Origin of the sequence: Reyranella humidisoli, assembly GCF_019039055.1 — a bacterium.
In the GTDB taxonomy this organism is placed as follows: Bacteria; Pseudomonadota; Alphaproteobacteria; order Reyranellales; family Reyranellaceae; genus Reyranella; species Reyranella humidisoli.
The window spans coordinates 133,181-153,659 of record NZ_JAHOPB010000002.1; the positions used below are offsets into that span (position 1 = coordinate 133,181).

Annotated in this window: 15 protein-coding genes and 1 tRNA gene; 15 read left to right on the top strand and 1 reads right to left on the bottom strand. The window is 62.1% G+C overall.

The annotated features are described in order from the left end of the window. The first annotated feature begins 138 nt into the window (after positions 1–138). Genes selA through selB form a run of 3 tightly spaced genes read left to right on the top strand, consistent with a single transcriptional unit; the run spans position 139 to position 4,119 of the window. Positions 139–1,467: an L-seryl-tRNA(Sec) selenium transferase gene (gene selA, locus KQ910_RS18965; protein WP_216965773.1), complete on the top strand. Its 1,329-nt coding sequence runs from the start codon at positions 139–141 to the stop codon at positions 1,465–1,467. Further along, on the top strand, positions 1,451–2,224 hold the full coding sequence (locus KQ910_RS18970) for a tetratricopeptide repeat protein (protein ID WP_229600820.1): 774 nt from the start codon (positions 1,451–1,453) through the stop codon (positions 2,222–2,224). The genes selA and KQ910_RS18970 overlap by 17 nt, the downstream gene beginning before the upstream one ends. Next, positions 2,221–4,119: a selenocysteine-specific translation elongation factor gene (gene selB / locus KQ910_RS18975; RefSeq protein WP_216964222.1), complete on the top strand. Its 1,899-nt coding sequence runs from the start codon at positions 2,221–2,223 to the stop codon at positions 4,117–4,119. Before KQ910_RS18970 ends, selB begins: the two co-directional genes overlap by 4 nt. Here selB and KQ910_RS18980 read toward each other — a convergent pair. Further along, positions 4,109–4,459 carry a VOC family protein gene (locus tag KQ910_RS18980; RefSeq protein ID WP_216964223.1) on the bottom strand — a complete coding sequence of 117 codons (351 nt, stop codon included), beginning with the start codon at positions 4,457–4,459 and terminating at the stop codon, positions 4,109–4,111. The two genes, selB and KQ910_RS18980, sit on opposite strands and share 11 nt — an antisense overlap. A gap of 76 nt (positions 4,460–4,535) precedes the next feature. Between KQ910_RS18980 and KQ910_RS18985 the strand changes: the two genes are divergently transcribed. From KQ910_RS18985 to KQ910_RS19040, 12 genes are all read left to right on the top strand, one after another. Beyond that, positions 4,536–4,631: transfer RNA gene (locus tag KQ910_RS18985), tRNA-Sec, on the top strand. A gap of 162 nt (positions 4,632–4,793) precedes the next feature. Further along, a complete protein-coding gene (locus KQ910_RS18990) occupies positions 4,794–6,050 on the top strand; it encodes a tyrosine-type recombinase/integrase (protein ID WP_216964224.1) in 1,257 nt (418 codons plus the stop codon). Between the two features lie 92 nt (positions 6,051–6,142). Then, on the top strand, positions 6,143–6,649 hold the full coding sequence (locus KQ910_RS18995; protein ID WP_216964226.1) for a hypothetical protein: 507 nt from the start codon (positions 6,143–6,145) through the stop codon (positions 6,647–6,649). A gap of 182 nt (positions 6,650–6,831) precedes the next feature. After that, on the top strand, positions 6,832–7,446 hold the full coding sequence (locus tag KQ910_RS19000) for a hypothetical protein (protein WP_216964228.1): 615 nt from the start codon (positions 6,832–6,834) through the stop codon (positions 7,444–7,446). 211 nt (positions 7,447–7,657) lie between these two features. Further along, positions 7,658–7,849 (top strand): helix-turn-helix transcriptional regulator, encoded by a 192-nt coding sequence (locus tag KQ910_RS19005; protein WP_229600821.1) that lies wholly within the window; start codon positions 7,658–7,660, stop codon positions 7,847–7,849. Positions 7,850–7,854: 5 nt separating this feature from the next. Beyond that, complete coding sequence (locus KQ910_RS19010; RefSeq protein WP_216964232.1) at positions 7,855–8,352, top strand: helix-turn-helix domain-containing protein; 498 nt, start codon at positions 7,855–7,857, stop codon at positions 8,350–8,352. Beyond that, entirely contained in the window at positions 8,339–9,430 is a 1,092-nt protein-coding gene (locus KQ910_RS19015; RefSeq protein WP_216964234.1) for a tyrosine-type recombinase/integrase, read from the top strand. The genes KQ910_RS19010 and KQ910_RS19015 overlap by 14 nt, the downstream gene beginning before the upstream one ends. A 110-nt stretch (positions 9,431–9,540) precedes the next feature. Next, entirely contained in the window at positions 9,541–10,203 is a 663-nt protein-coding gene (locus tag KQ910_RS19020) for a recombinase family protein (protein ID WP_216964236.1), read from the top strand. Between the two features lie 375 nt (positions 10,204–10,578). Beyond that, positions 10,579–14,088, top strand: a complete 3,510-nt coding sequence (locus KQ910_RS19025; protein ID WP_216964238.1) for a helicase-related protein — start codon at positions 10,579–10,581, stop codon at positions 14,086–14,088. After that, entirely contained in the window at positions 14,085–17,000 is a 2,916-nt protein-coding gene (locus tag KQ910_RS19030) for a DUF1156 domain-containing protein (protein WP_216964240.1), read from the top strand. Before KQ910_RS19025 ends, KQ910_RS19030 begins: the two co-directional genes overlap by 4 nt. A 12-nt stretch (positions 17,001–17,012) precedes the next feature. Further along, positions 17,013–19,841 carry an ATP-binding protein gene (locus KQ910_RS19035; RefSeq protein WP_216964241.1) on the top strand — a complete coding sequence of 943 codons (2,829 nt, stop codon included), beginning with the start codon at positions 17,013–17,015 and terminating at the stop codon, positions 19,839–19,841. 271 nt (positions 19,842–20,112) lie between these two features. After that, positions 20,113–20,463 carry a hypothetical protein gene (locus KQ910_RS19040; protein WP_216964242.1) on the top strand — a complete coding sequence of 117 codons (351 nt, stop codon included), beginning with the start codon at positions 20,113–20,115 and terminating at the stop codon, positions 20,461–20,463. Positions 20,464–20,479: the final 16 nt, after the last annotated feature.

Below are 20,479 nucleotides of genomic sequence, written 5' to 3' on the forward strand. Positions count from 1 at the left end.
CATTGATCGGCTGCGAGCCGTGGGCCATCCTCCGCACCGGTGGACGCCCGTCCGCCCAACTCCTGCAGGAAACGAACCGTGTCGCGTGCCGACCGCGCCGATGGCGCCTCCGAAATCCGTCCTCCGTCGATCGACCGCATGGCCGGCTGGCCGTCCCTGGCGCCGCTGATCGAGGGCGCCGGCCGGCCGCTGGTCATCGATGCCCTTCGTGCCTGGGTGGCCGAGAAACGCGGTTCGGCCGAGGTCGCCGACGAAACGGCCTGCGCGGCCTGGTGCTCCGCTCGCCTCGAAGCCTTCCTGCGGCCCTCGCAACGCCGCGTGTTCAATCTGACCGGTACGGTGCTGCACACCAATCTCGGCCGGGCTGTGCTGGCGGAGGAAGCCATCGCCGCTGCGGTCGAGGCGATGCGCTCGCCGACGACCCTCGAATACGATCTGGGCGGCGGTGCGCGCGGCGAACGCGACGATCACATCGCACCCTGGCTCTGCCGGCTGACCGGCGCGGAAGCCGCCACCGCGGTGAACAACAACGCCGCCGCCGTGCTGCTGGTGCTGAGCGAACTGGCCGCCGGCCGCGAGGTCATCGTCTCGCGCGGCGAGCTGATCGAGATCGGCGGCGCCTTCCGCATCCCCGACATCATGGCGCGCGCGGGTTGCCGACTCGTCGAGGTCGGCACGACCAATCGCACGCATCTCAAGGACTATGCGGCGGCGATCGGTCCGGACACAGCCGCCATCATGAAGGTCCATCCCTCCAACTACGCGATCCAGGGCTTTACGAAATCCGTCGGCGCCGCGGAGCTGGTGCCGCTGGCGCGTGAGAAAGGCGTGACGCTGATCGAGGATCTAGGCAGCGGCACGCTTGCCGATCTGGAGACCTGGGGCCTGCCGCACGAGCCAACGGCGCGCGAGGCCATCGAGTCCGGTGTCGATGTCGTCACTTTCTCCGGCGACAAGCTGCTGGGCGGCCCGCAGGCGGGTCTGATCGTCGGCCGCAAGGCAATGATCCAGCGCATCGCCCGCAACCAGATGAAGCGGGCGCTGCGCCTCGACAAGGTGCGGCTCGCGGCGCTCGAAGCGACGCTGCGGCTCTATGCCGACCCGACGCGGCTCGCAACGCGCCTGCCCACCATCCGCAACCTCGCGCGCCCGGCCGCCGAGATTCGCACGGTGGCGGAGCGGCTGCTGCCGGCTGTGCAGGCGGCCTTGGGCGCGCATGCAATGGTCACCGTTGCCGACGTGCGCGGACAGATCGGCTCGGGCGCGCTGCCGGTCGACCTGTTGCCGTCCTTCGCGCTCGCGATCAGGGCGAAGGGGCTCGACCGGATTGCCGACCTCTTCCGGGCGCTGCCGATCCCGGTGATCGGCCGCATCGCCGACGACACGCTCTTCTTTGACCTTCGCACGCTCGACGACGAAGCGGCCTTCGTCTCGCAACTGGACAGGCTTCATGTCGTGGCTGGCTAGGCTGCTCGATCGGACGCCGCCGCCCGAACAGCGGATGGCCGAGGCGCTGGCGGCCTGGAAAGCCGGCGACTATGGCATCGCGCTCGACCTGTGGGCGCCGCTCGCCCACGACGGACACGCGCGGGCGCAGAGCAATATGGGCGCTGCTTTCCTAGAGGGGCGCGGTGTCGAACGGGACCATGCCAAGGCCGTCGACTGGCTGCGTCGTGCCGCCGAGCAGGGCGATGCCGGCGGCCAGCGCAATCTGGCGCTTTGCTACTACGAGGGCTGGGGCGTGGCGCAGGACCAGGCCGAGGCCGCGCGCCTCTATGAACGCGCCGCGCAGCAGGGCGACGCCGATGCCCAGGACATGGTGTCGTGGATGAAGCTGCTGGGTGGCGGGTGTCCGCAGGATTACGTCGGCGCCCGCCTGTGGGCCGAAAAGGCGGCGGCCCAGGGCCGTGCCGCCGCGATGGCCCGTCTGGGCGACATGCATCACAACGCGCTGGGCGTCGAGCGGGACGTGGAAGCGGCTGCCGGATGGTGGCAGCGGGCGGCGCGGCTTGACCATCCCGAGGCGCAGGCGATGCTGGGTGCGGCCTACCTCGCGGGCAAGGGCGTGCCGCGCGACGTCGTGGAAGCGCTGCACTGGCTGCGGCGGGCGGAATTGACCGGCGCGGGTGAACTGGCGGCAGGTTTCCTGAAGGAGGCGCGGGCGCACGCCAAGCCGTCGCAACGTGCGGAAGCCGAGCGCCGCGCTGAGGAGCCCTTGTCATGATCGTCGGAACGGCGGGCCATATCGATCATGGCAAGACCGCGCTGGTGAAGGCGCTGACCGGCGTCGATGCCGACCGCCTCAAGGAGGAGAAGGCGCGCGGCATCACCATCGACCTGGGCTACGCCTACAGCGACCTCGGCGACGGCCGCCAGCTCGGCTTCGTCGATGTGCCCGGTCATGAGCGCTTCGTTCACAACATGCTGGCCGGGGCCACCGGCATCGACGCGGCGCTGCTCGTCGTGTCGGCGGCCGAAGGCATCAAGCCGCAGACCGTCGAACATCTGCAGATCCTCGACCTGCTGGGCCTCGATCGCGGCATCGTGGCGCTGACCAAGTCCGACCTCGTCAACGACGACCAGCTTCTCGAGCGCATGGCGGAGGTGGAGACGCTGCTGTCCACGACCTCGCTGCGCGGCGCGGAGATCGTGCCGGTGTCGGCGGTGACGGGGCAGGGCGTGGAGGAACTCAAGGAAAAGCTCCTCATCCTCGGCGAAAGCGGCAAGGGCGCAGCCGGCTTTGCCCGGCTCGCGGTGGATCGCTGCTTCGTGCTGTCCGGTGCGGGCGTCGTCGTCACCGGCACCGTTCATGCCGGCGAGATCAAAGTCGACGACCGGTTGCTGTTGACGCCCTCCGGCATCGAGGCGCGCGTGCGGTCTTTGCACGCGCAGAACCGGCCGGCGGAGATCGGACGGGCGGGGGAGCGCTGCGCGCTCAATCTCTCGGGGCCCCGGCTTTCCAAGGACGCGATCCGGCGCGGCGACTGGGTCGTCAGTCCGGAGCTCCATGCGCCGGCCGATAGGATCGATGTGCGGTTGAGCCTGCTCGCTTCCGAGGCGCAGCCACTGAAACACTGGTCGCCAGTGCATGTGCATCTGGGATCGGCCCATGTCATGGGCCGCGTGGCGTTGCTGGAAGGCGAGCGGCTGCAGCCTGGTGACAGCGGGCTCGCGCAGATCGTGCTGGAAGAGAAGGTCGGTGTGCTGGCCGGCGACCGGGTCATCCTTCGCGATCCCTCGGCCACCCGCACGATGGCCGGCGCGACGACGATCGATCCGTTCGGTCCGCCGCGCAACCGGCGCGCCGAGCGGCGCCTGGCGGAACTCGCGGCGCTCGTCGAACCCGACGCCGACGTGATGCCGCAGCTGTTGCGCCTGGAGAGCGGCTTCGTCGATCTCGCGCGGTTCGGCTTGTCGCGCAACCTGAGGCCGGCCGAGGTGGAGAAACTGCTCGAGGCGGCCGGTGGGCAGAGATTGGAAGGGTTCGGTTTCCTGGCCGAAACCCTGGAAGCGTCGAAGAAGGACATCGTCGAGACGCTCAAGACATTCCATGAGACCAAGGCCGATGCGCCGGGCCTTCAGGCCGAGCGGCTCAGGGTGACCCTGAAGCGTCGCTGGCCGGCCCCCGTGTTCAAGGCCCTGCTGGACCAGGCGATCCGCGCCAAGACGGTGGTGGTCGACGGTGCCTTCCTGCGCCTGCCGAGCCATTCCCTGAAGCTTGGATCGCGCGATGAGGCCCTCTGGCAGAAGATCCTGGCGGACATGACGCGCGACCGTTTCAAGCCGCCGCGCGTGCGTGACTTCGCCGAGACCTACGACGCGCCGGAGGCCGATACGCGCCGGCTCCTGCAGCGGCTGGCCAAGCTGGGGCGCGTCGTCGAGGTGGCACCGGATCATTACTTCCTGCGCCCCGTGGTGGCCGAAATGATCGGCATCGCCAACGGTTTCGGGAAGGAGTTCACCGCGGCAGAGTTCCGCGACAAGCTCGACAACGGCCGCAAGGTCGCGATCCAGATCCTGGAGTTCTTCGACCGCCACGGCATCACCATCCGCCGCGGCGACCTGCGCCGCGCCGTGCCGCTGAAGAGCGGCCAGTACGGCCCGCCGCCTACGGCTTAGGGACGGGTCCGCTCAGGCTCGCCGGCGCACCGTCCGGACCGATGAAGAGCGACAGCAGGAAACCATGCTCCTCGTGCGGCGATGCCCCAATGTTCACGCCGCGTGCTTGCAGTTCGGCGCGCTTTTCCGCGAGATCCGGCACCCGCAGTCCCGGTTGCCATGTGCCTGCCGGATTTGAAGGTGACGCTGGCTGGAGGGCCAGACGGGTGGTGCCGGTGTCGAACTCGGCCCATTCGGGCGTCTGGAATTTGAGTTTCAAGCCGACCGTGTCGCGCCAGAAGGCGACGGCTCCCGGAAGATCCGAGACGTTTCCGATGATGTATTTCAGCTCGATTGACATGATCTTGATTCCCTTGGGGAAATTCAGCCTACCACGGCAGGTGACAGGGGATTCATTCTGGTGAATCATCGGTCTTGGAGGGGAAGCGCTCCCGGTGGGGCGGCTGGCCTTCAAAGCCAGAGAGGGCCGTTAGGCGGTTCTTAGTGGGTTCGACTCCCACTCTCTTCCGCCAACTTCCATCTAAAGCCGTCCCAGAACGACCAAATAGAGCAATAAAAACGGGAGTATTGGCCGTTTTCCGCTCCCAGATGGTCCCAAGCGGTCCACTGGAAGTTACCCTCACGAAGGGGTAAGTTTGGGGGTAACAGGATTTCGCCCAAATCGAGTTACCCCCATGCTTTCAGATGTATCGATTCGAAAGGCGAAAGCCTCAAGCAAGCCCCAGAAGCTCACGGATGGGCGTGGTCTCTATGTGCTGCTGACGCCCGCCGGCCAGCGCTGGTGGCGCTTCAAGTACCGGTTTGCGGGTAAGGAAAAGCTTCTGTCGCTTGGGGTCTATCCCGACGTGTCGCTGAAGCAGGCGCGCGAAAAATGCGAAGAGGTCCGCAAGCTGGTGGCGGCAGGGAACGACCCGTCGGCGGTGCGACAAGCCGAGAAACGGGCCGTACGGGAGGCTGCCGCCAACGATTTCGAGGCCGTGGCCCGCGAGTGGCTGGAGAACATCAAGGGGGATTGGTCGCCGCAGCATCACAGCGACTCCCTCAAGCGCTTCGAGATCTTCATTTTCCCGAAAATCGGCCATCGCCCCATCCGTGAGATCACCGCACCCGAATTGTTGGCCGCCCTGCGGAGTATCGAGGCGCGGGGAACCATCGAGTCGGCCCACAAGGTGGCCCGCGCCTGCGGACAGGTCTTTCGCTTCGCCATCGCGGCCGGTCGCTGCGACCGCAACCCGGCTGCCGACCTCCGGGGCGCCCTGAAAGCCAAGCCGAAGGCCAAACCCATGGCGGCGCTGGGCGCCGACGACCTGCCCGGCCTGTTGGCCGGGATCGATGCCTATGATGGCGACGTGCAGACCCGGCTGGCGCTCAAACTGCTGGCATTGACGTTCGTCCGAACCAACGAACTCCGCAGCGCCGCCTGGGCGGAAATCGACCTCGACAAGGCCGAATGGACCATCCCGGCGGAGCGCATGAAGACCAAGGCTCCCCATCACGTCCCGCTGGCGCGGCAGGCCGTCGAGGCGCTCCGGCAGTTGCAGGCCCTCAATGGAGACCGGGCATTTGTCTTTCCGGGACGGCGACCCACACAGCCGATCAGCAAGAACACGATTCTCTTCGCGCTCTACCGGATGGGCTACCACAGCCGCATGACGGCGCACGGCTTCCGGGCCATCGCCTCGACGACCCTGAACGAGTTGGGCTACCGACCGGACGTGATCGAGCGGCAGCTTGCCCACACCGAGAAAAACGCCGTGCGAGCCGCCTATCATCGGTCACAGTACCTAGAAGAGCGCAAGACGATGATGCAGCAATGGGCCGACTACTTGGATGCGCTGCAAGCCGGCGGTGGGAAAGTCGTAGCCATCGGCCGGAGTCGTGGGAGCGGCCCCCGTGCGGGCAACTTGCTGCTTACGGCGGGAAGTGAATGACCATGCCTGCCACGGCTCCGACGTTCTACCAAGCGCCTCCCCCTACGAAATCGAGCGACGCGACGACGCGGCGATGTCAACGGATGCTTCGCATGGTGGCGGAACTCCACAAGCGGGGATTCCAGAAACTGCGAATCATGCCTCACATCTACGAGCTAGGGACCTGGCGGTTGGCGTTCGGGCCTCGGGAAGCGTTCTCTGACCGTATGGGGTTGGCGATGACAGTGCCTGCCTTGGCGCGAGCACTCCAGTACACGTCGGCTTCCCAAAATCATCCCTTCGATTGGCGAGATACCGGAAAAGACGACGCACGTGCGCTAGCGGACAAGATGATCGAGCGGTTTCCGGAGTTGCTGGCTGATGGTCTTGGTCGGGATTGGGAGTACGCGGGTTGGTTCGTTGAGCTGATGGGATGGGTCGAGGCGGGGTTTCTTCCGTTTATCAACCCACAACATCCGAAAACCGGCGTCGGCGTCGATCCGCTGACCCTTACCGCGACTCCACTTTACAGGATTGGCGCTGGCGGCAACGTTGGTAACAGTCGGTGCCCGCTGCCGCCGCCAGGGGGCGCAACCGCTCCGCCTATCGGGATGGGGTAGGGGCAATTGGCCCCTCCTGATGAACGGTCAGTGGCATCGACCTGTTTCATATCTCCCGTTATTCACAGCGTCCCCCGCATGGTCGTGGAGACCGTTTCGGTGGCATCTTCGTATGTCCCCAATCGTCCATCGCGGGTCGGTCCAGCGAATCGGTGCATTGTCGACGTATGTGAGGCGGCGAAATGGAAGCCTTGGACTATTGGCGCTTGTGCGATGAGCTGACGATTCATCAAGCCGCTCTGCTCGTCGCCGGGGTCGATCCTACGGGCTACAGAGATATTGAGCAGAAAATTCCCAGTGATCGCCCCATCGGCTTCGATGCGGCAAAGCACGCCATCACCAACGCCCTGCGACGCGGCGATATAAAGGGCGAAATTGTCGAGGAGGCCGAGTATGATTCCTTCGGACACCCTCAAGGAATCGTTCCAGGATCTATCGATCCGGCGACTTCCCGTGTCCAGGTCGATGCGCTGCGGGCATGGCTGCGCGGGCGCGGCCTGAGGTCGGGTTTTTTCTTCCCTGACGGGGAGGACGCACCCGACTACCTCAACAAGAATCACCCCAGATTTGCCCCGAAACTGGCCGCTGCGGTTCACGCGTGGCTGGCCGCAACAGGTGTTTCCGACGCGAACGGCAGATCACCGAAGCAAACTCTCCTGAAATGGCTGCGCGAGAACGCGGCAAACTTGAAAATGACCGACGAGGAGGGCGTTGTTAACGAGACGGGGATTGAGGAGATTGCCAAGGTTGCCAATTGGCAACCGGGCGGCGGGGCACCGAAGACGCCGGGGGGCTAACCTACCCACCCCTCGAACGTAGTTAAATCAACGTCTTGCGGCAGTCGAACCGGAGTACCCACCCACCCATTCCCTTCCAGAGCTTGGCAGCGCGAGGGCGGGTTTTCGTAACCCACCCAAATATTCATTACCTATCGGACGGGCCTAGATCGATGCGTTCAACACCGGACGAGGTCGATCCACTATGCACACGTTGCCGGAGACAGGCTATTTGCGACTGCCCCAGATTCTGGGCAATCCCACTGCACGCCCCCCGATTCCTGCCGTCATCCCGGTCGGTCGCTCGACCTGGTGGGCCGGCGTCAAGGCGGGCCGCTTCCCCAAGCCGGTCAAGCTGGGACCGCGTACCACGGCCTGGAAGGTCGAAGACATCCGCGCCCTGATCGAGCGCTGGAACGCCTGAGAACCGTGGCACCGCGCCGGATCAATCCCAGACTAGCGAAGCTTCATCGCAACTACACCGCTGAGGAAGTTGCGAGCCTGCTCGACGTGAACAGGCAGACCGTCTGGAAATGGCTCAAGATCGGCTTGAAGGCCATCGATGGTCGCCGTCCTATCCTGATCATGGGGGAGGAGCTGCGCCGCTTCCTCTACGAGCGCAGGGCCAAGCGCAAGCGGCCCACGCCGCCCGGCATGATCTACTGCCTGGGATGTCGGGAGCCTCGCTCGCCTGCCGGCAACATGGTGGACTTCATCCCGCTGAGCCCGACCACGGGCAACCTTCAGGGCATCTGCCCGACCTGCGAGTCGATGCTCTACCGCCGCATCAACCTTGGTCGGATCGAAGATGTTCGCGGCAATCTCGACGTGACGTTCACGCAACCGGGTCCGCGCATAACTGATTGCGCCAACCCCTCCGTGAACCACTACTCCGACAACCCCGGAACCGCCCATGCCGACGCATAACCCTGAAAACGAGCGTATCAAGCGCCGCTACTTCGCCTATCTGAAGGAAGCCAAACGCCGTGGCGAGCCGTCCGTGGATGGCGCGGCCAAGGCCTTCAGCCGCTTCGAGACCCATACGAAGTTCCGCGACTTCAAGGCTTTCCACAGGGAGCAGGCGATAGCCTTCAAGCGCCATCTTGCCGAGCAATCTGCCGTCGCAACCGGCAAGCCTCTCAGCAAGGCGACACTCTATTCGACCATGGGCGCGCTGAAAGCATTCTTTCAGTGGCTCGCCGGCCAGCCGGGCTTCCGCTCGCGATTTGCTTATTCGGACGCGGACTACTTCAACCTGTCGGAACGCGACGCTCGGATTGCAAAGGGACGCGTCGAGAAACCTGCACCTTCCCTGGAGCAGGTCCGCCACGTCATCCTGTCCATGCCATTCGGTGATCCGATCCAGCGCCGCGACCGCGCTTTGGTGGCCTTCATCCTCCTGACCGGTGCACGCGATGGGGCGGTTTCTTCTTTGAAGCTGAAGCACCTCGATTTGACAGAAGGTCGTGTCATTCAGGATGCCCGTGAGGTCGCAACCAAGTTCGGCAAGAGCTTCGATACGTGGTTCTTTCCTGTTGGCGACGACGTTCGCCGGATCGTCGAGGAGTGGGCAGTCTACCTTTCGCAGGAGTTGCTTTGGGGGCCGGACGATCCGCTGTTTCCGGCGACCCGTATCGAAGTTGGCAAAGAACACCATTTCCGGCCGGTGGGTCTGGAGCGCCGCCACTGGACCAGCGCTGGCCCCATCCGCGAAGTGTTCCGCCGCGCCTTCCCGGCGGCGGGCTTGCCCTATTTTTCCCCTCATCGGCTGCGTGACACACTCGTCGCTTTCGCCGAACAGCGCTGCCGCACGCCGGAGGAGTTCAAGGCGTGGAGCCAGAACCTCGGCCACAATCAGGTTCTGACCACGTTCACAAGCTACGGCACCGTGCCACCGACCCGACAGGCTACGATCATCCGGAATTTGGTAGGCGACGGCCGCCCGCCGGATGGGGCGCTGGAAGAAATAGAAGCCTTGCTTGCGAAGTACCGTCGGAGACTGTGACGCGTCTCCACCAAGAATCCGGCTGTTCTGGAGGCGCCTGACATCGGCTTGACCCGACAGCAATAAATTTACATTGTGAAATGTCCATTTCATACTGTAAAGACCAAGACATGTCGAATAAGCCGACCGCCTTTGTGGCCTATCTCCGGGTTAGTACCGCCCGGCAAGGGGAGAGCGGGCTTGGGCTGGAAGCCCAGCGGGCAGCCGTGGAGTTGTTCGCCCGGCAGCATGGCGGGGCTATTGTGGCTTCTTGTGTGGAGGTTGAGACGGGCAAGCGATCTGATCGGCCCGAGTTGGCTAAGGCGCTCTGCGCGGCTCGGAAGGCCAAGGGGACGCTGCTCATTGCCAAGCTAGACCGGCTGGCCCGCAACGTGGCGTTCATTGCCAACCTGATGGACGCGGGCGTCGAGTTCGTGGCCTGTGATCAACCCTTTGCTTCGCGCCTAACGCTCCACATTCTCGCGGCTGTCGCGGAGGACGAGGCGCGTCGGATCAGCGAGCGTACCAGGGCGGCCCTACAGGCGGCCAAGGCGCGTGGCCGAAAGCTCGGAAGCCCGATTGCGGCCCAAACTGTAGCGAGGGCGCGGGCAGCCCGGTCCGCCTACGCGGCCAAGGCCAACGCGACGACGCTGGCTGTTATCCGTGAGGTCCAGAAGAGCGGCGTTTCTTCATTGGCTGGGATTGCGCGGACGCTGGAAGCGAGAGGCGTAAGGACTCCCGCCGGGCGCACCCAGTGGCAACCTGTGCAGGTTTCTCGTTTGCTAGCTGCCTAACCGTCTACGTCTCCCTGAACGGCTTTGGATGGGGTGTCGGACTTCCTAGGTGCGGAACCGCAAATCTGTACCCGAATTTGGAATGTGGACTGAACGGGTAGGACACAGGAGCGGTATTCATCCACGTTTGCTAGCCACCCGCGCTGTGAACTGGATAAATGCATGATGTTGGGCGAGACGGAGGTTTCGGTTGCAGATGCGCCACGCGTCAGCGTCAAACGGGTTGTGCTGGAAGAAGCACGAAAGGACGGTCATTGTGATCTGTCTCGGAGTGATTTTCGCGCCGCAGGAGGCAGCTGCCATAATCAATATGAGCATTTGTGATCCAAGGGCTCCTGGCCGGGGCCTCACCGCAGACCATGAAGACTTAAAGCAATGAACCTGAACCAAATCGCGACGGGGCAGACCCTCGCTGGCGTCGAGGTTAACGAAATTGTTACAGTGGTAGCCGTAGTCCCCCAAGGGGATGCTGCCGTGCAGCTGATCTACCGCACTCCGAATGGCGCGATCAAGGAACGGCTCCTAGGCGCGGCGGACGAGCCACAGATTCAAGCTGCCACAGCGGAGCGGCCCTTCTCATTCGAAGGTAGCGGAGCCGACTTCCAACTGACGTGTGAAGCGAAGCGGATCGACCTTGCTTTTCTGTTCGATCCAATGATGGCGGTTCACACCTCGAACGTCGATCCGCTGCCGCATCAGATCACTGCGGTTTATGAATCACTGCTCCCGCGTCAGCCGTTGCGCTTCGTCCTGGCCGATGACCCCGGCGCGGGAAAGACGATCATGGCCGGGCTCTACATTCGTGAACTCATCATGCGCGCCGACTCGCACCGCATCCTAGTCGTGGCGCCGGGCAGCCTGGTCGAGCAGTGGCGTGACGAGCTATTCGAGAAGTTCGGGCTGGAGTTTCACATCTACACGAGCCTGCTAGAGCAAGCGTCGCCCAGCGGCAATCCATTCGACGATTATCCGAAGCTGATCGTCCGACTGGACCAGCTTTCCCGCAACGAGGAACTTCAGGAGAAGCTCTGCGCTCCCGGTTGGGACCTCGCGATCTTCGACGAGGCGCACAAACTTTCGGCCCACTATTTCGGGTCGAAGGTCGAAAAAACCGGCCGCTTCCGCTTCGCCGAAAAACTCGGGGCGCACACTCGCCACCTCCTGCTGATGACGGCCACGCCGCACAACGGCAAAGAGGAGGACTACCAGCTTTTTCTCTCGCTTCTGGACTCCGACCGCTTCTACGGGAAATTCCGGGATGGGGTCCACAAGGTCGATGCTTCCGATCTCATGCGGCGGATGGTCAAGGAAGAGTTGGTGAAGTTCGATGGCACGCCGCTGTTCCCCGAGCGCCGCGCCTATACGGTCAACTACAAGCTCTCCGATATCGAGTCGGCCCTCTATGAGACCGTTACCGATTACGTCAAGACCGAGATGGGAAAGGCCGATCAGCTGGAAGGCGCGCGCAAAGGATCGGTCGGCTTCGCCTTGACCGCACTCCAGCGCCGTCTCGCCTCCAGCCCAGAAGCTATCTATCAATCCCTCAAGCGACGCAGGGAGAGGCTGGAAAATCGTCTTCGCGACGAAAAGCTCGGAATACGGGGCCGGCAGGTGTTGGCTGAAACGGTTGCCCCGCCGGAAGACGATGACGACCTCGATGCCGCAGAGCAGGAGGGACTTGAAGAAGCGCTGATCGACGAGGCGAGCGCCGCCAAGACGGCGGCGGAACTGGAAGGCGAGATTGTCATCCTTCGCGGATTGGAATCGCAAGCCAAGGCTGTCGTCGCCTCCGGTCAGGATCGCAAGTGGGATGAGCTTTCCAAGATTCTTCAGAACAACCCCGAGATGCGCGATGCCTCCGGACGGCAGCGCAAGATCATCATCTTCTCGGAGCATCGCGATACACTGAATTACCTGAACGCCAAGATCGCAGGTGTTCTCGGCAACCCGGATGCCATCGTGACCATCCATGGCGGCACACACCGGGATGAACGCCGCAAGCGGCAGGCTCTCTTTCGCTCCGACCCGGATGTTCGTGTTCTGGTGGCGACCGATGCTGCGGGCGAGGGTGTCAACCTCCAGAACGCCAACCTCATGGTCAACTACGACCTGCCCTGGAACCCCAACCGCCTGGAGCAGCGCTTCGGACGTATTCACCGGATCGGGCAAACCGAAGTTTGCCATCTCTGGAACCTGGTGGCGAAGGAAACGCGCGAAGGCGATGTCTACCACCGGCTGCTGAGCAAGCTCGAAGTTGAAAGCGCGGCCTTGAAGGGCCGCGTTTTCGATATTCTCGGCGAGGTCTTCGAGGAGACGAGCCTCAAAGACCTTCTAATGCAGGCGGTCCGCTATGGCGATAGCCCCGAGGTTCGCGCCCGCCTGACCACGAAGATCGATCAGGTTCTGGATCACGATCACCTCAAGTCGCTTCTGGATCGCAACGCGCTGGCGCAGGAGACGATGAGCGCGGAGCGGCTGTTCGCCGTCAAGGAAGAGATGGAAAGGGCCGAAGCGCGACGGCTCCAACCCTATTTCGTGAGAGCGTTCTTCCTGAAAGCCCTGGATGCGATTGGCGGAACAGCCCATCCCCGCGAAGGGGGGCGCTACGAAGTTACACACGTACCCGCCGCCATCCGCGAACGCGACAGGCGGCTGACCGGCCGAAACCGCCGCGAACACGAACCGGTCTTGCGGCGTTACGAACGCATCTGCTTCGAGCGCGAGGCCATTCAGCCGCTCGACAAGCCCGGCCTCTCTCGCGCAGTTCTCATGCACCCCGGGCACCCGCTGATGCTCTCCGTCTCCGACATGCTCCTTGAGCAGCACGCCAACCTGATGCGACAGGGAGCCATTTTGGTCGATCCGGCGGATGAAGGGCTGGAGCCCGCGCTTCTCTTCCTCCTCACCCACGAAATCAAGTCCGGTGACGGCGCCATCCTTTCCAAGCGCCTGCAATTCGTGCGCGTTGGCGCTGACGGTAATGCTGCATTTGCGGGCTGGGCTCCCCACCTCGATCTTGAGCCGTTGGACGAGAGCGAGCGCGTGCTCTTGAACGACACCCTCGCTTCGCCCTGGATAGCAGGCGGCCAGGAAGCGCGCGCCGTCGCGCTTGCGGCCGGAACGCTGGTACCCGAACACTACAACGAGGTTGCGCACAGGCGCATTGCCCATGTCGAGAAGACGCTTGCCGCCGTGCATGAGCGACTCAGCAAAGAGATTGCCTTCTGGCAGGATCGCTGGCTGAAGCTCAAGGAGGATGGCGAAGCAGGCAAGGATGTGCGGCTCAATCTCGAAAATGCCCGCCGCACGGTCGCAGACCTGGAAAGCCGGCTCGAATCCCGAAAAAAAGAACTGCAATCGATGCGACACGTCGTGAACGGGACGCCGGTCGTTCTGGGCGCGGCCTTGATCGTTCCGGCTGGACTGATGGCCAAGCTGCGCGGGGATGAGCCGGTCGATCCGGTTGCCGCCACCTTCGCCGCCGACGCGGCGGCACGGAAAAGGATCGAACTTCTCGCCATGGACGCCGTGCGCCGCGCCGAGGAAGCAAAAGGATGCCGCGTTGTCGATGTCTCGGCTGCCAAGTGCGGTTGGGATTTGACGTCCTATCCCCCGGCGATCAACGGAAAGCAGCCAAACCCGTACCACATCGAGGTCAAGGGGCGGATCAAGGGCGCAAGCACGATCACAGTGACGCGCAATGAGATGATCTATGCTTTCAATCAGGGCGACAAGTTTGTGCTAGCAATCGCGCTTATCGATGAACGTGGTGCTGTGGACGGCCCGCATTACATCCGCAATCCGTTTGACCGCGAGCCAGGCTGGGGCATCGCTTCCATTAACTATAATCTGGGCGATCTTTTGGCCCGAGTAGAGGCCCGATGAGCATACGTCACCTCGTCAAGACGCCCAAGAAATTGATTGAAGTTGCGTTACCACTCGACGCCATAAATGTTGCCTCAGCGCGTGAGAAATCCATTCGTCATGGGCATCCCAGCACTCTGCATCTCTGGTGGGCGCGACGGCCACTGGCTACAGCCCGCGCCGTAATTTTCGGTCAAATGGTCAACGACCCATCGTGGAAGTGGGAACTCGAACACCCGGAGGAAATTCCACCGAATAATCTCAAGGCAAGCTGGGCGAAGAGCCGAAAGCGGCTCTTCACCATCATCGAAGAATTGGTGAGGTGGGAGAACACTACCAACGAAGAGGTTTTAGAGAAGGCTCGCGCAGAGATCAGAAGATCATGGCAAGAGACGTGTGAGTTGAACGCGGATCATCCCCAAGCGGCTGAACTCTTCAATCCGGGCAAGCTACCCGCATTCCATGATCCTTTTGCCGGAGGTGGTGCGTTACCCCTGGAAGCGCAGCGCCTCGGATTGGATGCTCATGCGAGCGATCTAAACCCTGTCGCTGTACTTATAAATAAGGCGATGATTGAAATCCCAACCACATTCGCGGGGCGCGGGCCGGTTAATCCGAAGGCGAGATTGAGTCGCGACCTGGTGGGGCAGGAATGGAAGGCCGCCCGCGGGCTGGCCAAAGACGTTGGCTACTACGGTCAGTGGATGCGAGATGAGGCGCAGAAGCGCATCGGCCATCTTTATCCGCCAGTTGAGATCACAGCTAAGATGGCCGAAGAGCGCCCGGACCTCAAGGCGCTGGTAGGGCAAAAACTGACGGTAATCGCTTGGCTCTGGGCACGTACGGTCAAGAGTCCAAACCCTGCTTTTCGGCACGTGGATGTCCCACTCGCGTCCACATTTATCCTTTCTTCGAAGGCAGGAAAGGAGGCCTTTATTGAACCAGTCATTGGACAAGATCGATATCACTTCACGGTGAAGCTGGGCGTGCCGAAGGATGCTGAGTCCGTAAAGCGTGGCACTAAATCGGGCGGAAGCCATTCTCCTTTTCTTTGCCTGCTGTCTGGGGCGCCAATGCCGTTTGAGTACCTCAGAAAGGAGAGTCGTGCCGGGCGCATGGGCGCAAGGTTGATGGCAATCGTTGCCGAGGGCAAACGCGGTCGCGTCTACTTCTCTCCGACGAAGGAAATCGAGGCCGTTGCCCTTTCCCCTATCCCTGAGTGGCGCCCGGAGGTTGAAATTTGTCACTGGCCGGGCCGTACTAACGTTGTTGAGTACGGCCTGACGCGGTTTGGTGACCTTTTCACCGCCCGACAACTTGTCGCTCTCACTACCTTTTCCGACTTGGTCCAAGAGGCACGCGAGCAGATAAAGAAAGACGCTTTGGCCGCCGGCCTTGATGACGATGGCCGCGCCCTATGCGTTGGAGGAAGCGGGGCTACTTCTTATGCGGATGCGGTGGCGGTGTACCTCGCGTTCTTGGTCAGTCAGGTCGCAAACCACTCTTCGTCGGTGTGCGGTTGGAACTCCGCCAATACGCAGATGCGAAGTGTCTTTGCGCGCCAGGCGATTCCTATGGTCTGGGACTATGCAGAAAGTAACCCGCTCTGTGACTCATCTGGCAGCTTTAGCAATCTGTTTGAGCGTCAAGTAAAAGGATTCGAAGCTCTGGGTTACGGGACAATCGGTATTGCGGCCCAAGCTGACGCAAATACTCAAACAGCTTCTGTTGCCAAACTTGTTTCCACTGATCCGCCATATTACGACAACATTGAGTACGCCGATCTATCGGATTTCTTTTACGTTTGGTTGCGCCGCTCACTGAAAAATTCCTTCCCTGAGCTTTTCGTTACGATGGCGGTACCCAAGGCTGCCGAGCTAGTTGCCAATCCATATCGACATGGAGGCAAGGAGAAGGCGGAAAAGTTTTTCCTTGAAGGTATGACGCAGTCGATGCACCGCCTTGCTGAGCAGGCGCATCCTGTACTTCCCGTCACCATCTACTACGCTTTCAAACAGTCGGAGGTAGATAGCGATGAAGGCACTTCCAGCGCGGGCTGGGATACATTCCTAGATGCACTCATTCGCGCGGGGTTTGCAGTTAGCGGCACATGGCCGGTTCGAACTGAGAAGGAAGGGCGAGTAATTGGGAACGACTCCAATGCTCTCGCATCGAGCATTGTCGTCGTCTGTCGTCCGCGGTTGGCCGACGCCGGCACGATTTCTCGTCGCGCGTTTCTACGAGAGCTGAATCAATTACTGCCGGAGGCACTCGACGAGATGACCAAGGGGGCCGGGGATGATCGGTCTCCCGTGGCTCCTGTGGACCTGTCGCAGGCAATCATAGGCCCCGGCATGGCCGTTTTCTCGAAGTATGCCGCGGTGCTTGAGGCGGACGGCACGCCGATGAGCGTGCGAACGGCGCTTCAGCTTATCAATCGCTTTCTTGCCGAAGACGACTTCGATCACGATACGCAGTTCTGCCTCCATTGGTTCGAGCAACACGGCTGGAGCGACGGCAAGTTCGGCGATGCGGACACGCTTGCCCGTGCCAAGGGCACTAGCGTCGAGGGTGTGAAACAGGCGGGCGTCCTATTCGCATCGGGCGGTGTTGTTCGCTTGTTGAAATGGGCTGATTACCCCGACGAATGGAAGCCCGAAACAGAAACGCGCCTTCCTGTGTGGGAAGCCCTGCATCAGCTCATCCGCACTTTCAAGGCGGATGGAGAGAGCGGCGCGGGCAAGGTACTCGGCGCGATCCAGGACAAGGGCGAGGCGGTGCGGCAGCTTGCCTATCGGCTGCACACACTGTGTGAGCGTGCAGGCCGGGCAGAGGATGCACGTGCCTACAATGAAATTATTACAAGCTGGAGCGCCATCGAATCCGCTGCTGCTGCCGCGCCGAAACTCAAACAGGGAAGCCTGTTCGCCTAGGGATATATAGTCATGAAGCCTTGGAGAGAAATCGCGATACCACACAAGGACGTGTTGGAGGGCACATTCCAACAGTCTGAGTTTGCGGCTGACATCACGGCTGTTAGCACGGGAAAGGCGGGGCGCGAATATCAGGACGCGGTCGCATTCTTTGAGCGCACATACATTACCGAAGGTATGGGCCTGTTGCTGACGCAAGTCGCACAGCGCCTGGCGGGTAGAGGCGGCGAGCCGGTAGTACAGCTTCAGACGGCATTTGGCGGTGGCAAGACGCACACCATGCTAGCTGTGTACCACCTCGCCACGCGCAAATGCGCCCTCTCGGATTTGGCAGGAGTTCCCATACTCGTTGACCGGGCGGGTCTGATGGATGTGCCACAGGCGCGTGTCGCCGTGATTGACGGCACCGCCCATGCGCCAGGGCAGGCCTGGAAGCGGGGCAAGCAGGTCATCAAGACGCTGTGGGGTGAATTGGCTTGGCAGCTTGGCGGTGCCGAGGCCTTTGCAATGGTCAAGGACGCCGATGCCACGGGCACCTCCCCCGGTAAGGACGTCCTGCGGGAACTACTAACCGCTTACGCGCCATGCGCTGTCCTAATAGACGAACTGGTCGCCTATGTCCGGCAGTTCTCTGAAGGGCAGGCGCTCAGTGGTGGCACTTACGACAGCAATCTGTCTTTTGTGCAGGCGCTGACCGAGGGGGTCAAGCTCGTACCGAACGCCATCGTCCTGGCATCGTTGCCCGAATCGGAGGTCGAGGCGGGTAGCCAGCGCGGCGTGGCCGCATTGCGGGCACTCGAAAAGACTTTTGGGCGGATACAGGCGCTCTGGAAGCCCGTTGCAACCGAAGAAGCTTTTGAGATTGTGCGCAGACGGCTCTTTGAGCCAATGCGGGACGCCAAGGCACGGGAGAGTGTGTGTCGCGCCTTCGCCGATGCTTATGTTTCCGAGGGAGCGAAGCTTCCCGCCGAGACGCAGGAGGGGCGTTACTACGACCGCCTCCTGCAGGCCTATCCCATCCACCCGGAAGTGTTCGACCGCCTCTACGAGGACTGGACCACCATCGACGGGTTTCAGAGGACGCGTGGCGTGCTGAAGCTGATGGCAAAAGTTATCTACCGCCTTTGGAAGGACGACAACAAAGATTTGATGATCCTGCCCGGAAGCCTGCCACTGCACGACGGCAGCAGCCGCAACGAGCTTACCTACTACTTGCCGGCTGGATGGGACGCCGTGATCGAGCGGGACATCGATGGGGATCGCGCCGAAACCACGGAACTCGAGAACAAGGAGCCGCGCTTTGGTCAGGTCGGCGCAGCCCGCCGCGTTGCACGCACCATTTTTCTGGGAAGCGCGCCATCCTCAGTTGCGACCAAGGTGACGACGCGCGGCATCGACCGTGCACGCATCGTGCTCGGCTGCCTGCAGCCAGGTCAGGCCTCTTCTGTCTACGCCGACGCGCTCAACCGCCTCTCCGACCGGTTGCACTATCTCAATGCCTCCGGCGACAAGGTTCAGGACGCAACCCGATTCTGGTTCGATACCCGTGCGAACCTGCGGCGGGAGATGGAGGATCGCAAACGCCGATTCGATGACAAGACAGAAGTGCGCGGCAGGATCGCTGAAGCGCTGAAGAAGGCTGTCGGCAACGCTGCTTTCTTCGATGGCGTGCATATCTTTACGCCTCACGCAGACATCCCCGATGACACGGCGTTGCGCCTTGTCGTCCTACCGCCTGAGAACTGGTACTCGCGCGAGGAATCACGGGCCGCATTCGATTCTGTCCTGGACCGCGTTCGCAACAACGGGTCGAAGCCGCGCTATCGCGGCAATCGCCTGATCTTCCTTGCGGCCGATCACGGAGCGCTTTCGCGCGTGAACGACGCTGCCCGTGTCGCGCTTGCTTGGGCTTCCATCGTCGATGACGTGAAGGAAGGGCGGCTCAATATCGATCTCTTGCAGAAGAACCAGGCCGAGAAGGAACTTAAGACGGCTGACGAGGTTCTGCCCCGTGCGACGCGCGAGTGTTACAAGTGGCTGCTTTGCCCTGTGCAGGAGACGCCGACCGACCCGAAGCCGAATGTTGAGGCATTTGCACTCAACACTACCGCTGGTTCGGTGGGCGGCGAGATCGAGCGCGTGTGCACCGACAACGAGCTTGTGATCGCGACGTGGTCGCCGATTCATCTGCGCACGAAGCTGAAGGAGCTCTATTGGAAGGAAGGGCAGAACGCGGCTGGTGCAGCAGCGTTCTTCGAGGACACGCTGCGCTATCTCTACATGCCACGTTTTAAGAGCCGCGATGTTCTCGCGCAGGCAATAAAGGCGGGTGCAGCCAGCCGGGACTTCTTCGGGACGGCCTACGGCCAGAGCGGTGAAGGCTTCGAGGGATTTGCGCTGGGAGGCGGAAGTGTCGTTTTCGACGATACGCTGCTTCTGATAGAGCCCGACGCTGCAAAGGTTTACGACGCGCATCAGAAGACGCTGACGACCGCGCCGACGGATATGGGCGGAGCGGCTCCGGATACAGGCGCTGGAAGGTCTGGAGGATTCAGCGATTCTGCGACTGGACAATATGGCGGATTGACGACGACCGCTAACTTTCTCGCGCGCTCCAAATCGTTCCATGGTTCCGCGGACATAGCGCCCGCGACCGCAAAGATGCGGCTTGTCCAGATCGCCGAGGAGATAATCGCCGTTCTGGGCTCGGACCCAAACGCCACGGTTAAGCTAGTTCTGGAGGTGTCGGCAGAATTTCCGGAGGGAGCGACTGATACAGTCAAGCGCGCAGTCTCGGAGAACGCGCGCAGCCTGGGCCTGAAAACCGCGGAGTGGGAGTAGAAGCCCAGAAATACGGTGGCCAAGGAGGATGGCGAGAGCGAAGAAGCAGGGATGCAAAGATCGCCTACGGTGTGGCACCCTGGGACCATGGTCTTTTGCGAAGAGAACGTCGGGTGATATCGTATTGGGTGTGGGGTAACTTTGAGGGTAACTTCTGAGGGCCTTGCAAAAATATCCAATATTAACAGGGAGTTAGGCGGGACATGTTACTCCCACTCTCTCCGCCATCTTTCTCGTATTTTCTTCCGTCGCCCTGGAGTTCGGCCCCCTGATGCGTACCCTGATTGTCGTCGCCTTGTTGTCGCTGGCGGCCTGTTCGGCGAATTCCCAGTATTCCGAACCCTGGACCGTGAAAGCCGTCGGCAAGACCTACGAAGCGCGGGACGCCTGCCTGCAGCGGGAAGCGGCCTCCCATGCGACTGGAACCGACGACCCATCGAGCATCGGGCGCACTGTCAGCGCGAACTGTCAGGCCGAGACGAATGCGTTGATCGCCAGCAGCAACCCGCACAATGACCCGGCCGTTACAGCTGCGATCCGGCAGGACTCGGACTTCAGGGCTGCGGGCTACGTGCTGAAAGCACGCGGCCAGTACGGCGGCCAGCTTCGGCCGGCAGATTGACGAGGACGTCGTGACG

What these genes read in the sequence shown, in the direction of transcription:
- selA (WP_216965773.1), top strand. Translation starts at nt 139, where the DNA reads ATGGCCGGCTGGCCGTCCCTGGCGCCGCTGATCGAGGGCGCCGGCCGG.
- KQ910_RS18970 (WP_229600820.1), top strand. Translation starts at nt 1,451, where the DNA reads ATGTCGTGGCTGGCTAGGCTGCTCGATCGGACGCCGCCGCCCGAACAG.
- selB (WP_216964222.1), top strand. Translation starts at nt 2,221, where the DNA reads ATGATCGTCGGAACGGCGGGCCATATCGATCATGGCAAGACCGCGCTG.
- KQ910_RS18980 (WP_216964223.1), bottom strand. Translation starts at nt 4,459, where the DNA reads ATGTCAATCGAGCTGAAATACATCATCGGAAACGTCTCGGATCTTCCG.
- KQ910_RS18990 (WP_216964224.1), top strand. Translation starts at nt 4,794, where the DNA reads ATGCTTTCAGATGTATCGATTCGAAAGGCGAAAGCCTCAAGCAAGCCC.
- KQ910_RS18995 (WP_216964226.1), top strand. Translation starts at nt 6,143, where the DNA reads ATGGTGGCGGAACTCCACAAGCGGGGATTCCAGAAACTGCGAATCATG.
- KQ910_RS19000 (WP_216964228.1), top strand. Translation starts at nt 6,832, where the DNA reads ATGGAAGCCTTGGACTATTGGCGCTTGTGCGATGAGCTGACGATTCAT.
- KQ910_RS19015 (WP_216964234.1), top strand. Translation starts at nt 8,339, where the DNA reads ATGCCGACGCATAACCCTGAAAACGAGCGTATCAAGCGCCGCTACTTC.
- KQ910_RS19020 (WP_216964236.1), top strand. Translation starts at nt 9,541, where the DNA reads ATGTCGAATAAGCCGACCGCCTTTGTGGCCTATCTCCGGGTTAGTACC.
- KQ910_RS19025 (WP_216964238.1), top strand. Translation starts at nt 10,579, where the DNA reads ATGAACCTGAACCAAATCGCGACGGGGCAGACCCTCGCTGGCGTCGAG.
- KQ910_RS19030 (WP_216964240.1), top strand. Translation starts at nt 14,085, where the DNA reads ATGAGCATACGTCACCTCGTCAAGACGCCCAAGAAATTGATTGAAGTT.
- KQ910_RS19035 (WP_216964241.1), top strand. Translation starts at nt 17,013, where the DNA reads ATGAAGCCTTGGAGAGAAATCGCGATACCACACAAGGACGTGTTGGAG.
- KQ910_RS19040 (WP_216964242.1), top strand. Translation starts at nt 20,113, where the DNA reads ATGCGTACCCTGATTGTCGTCGCCTTGTTGTCGCTGGCGGCCTGTTCG.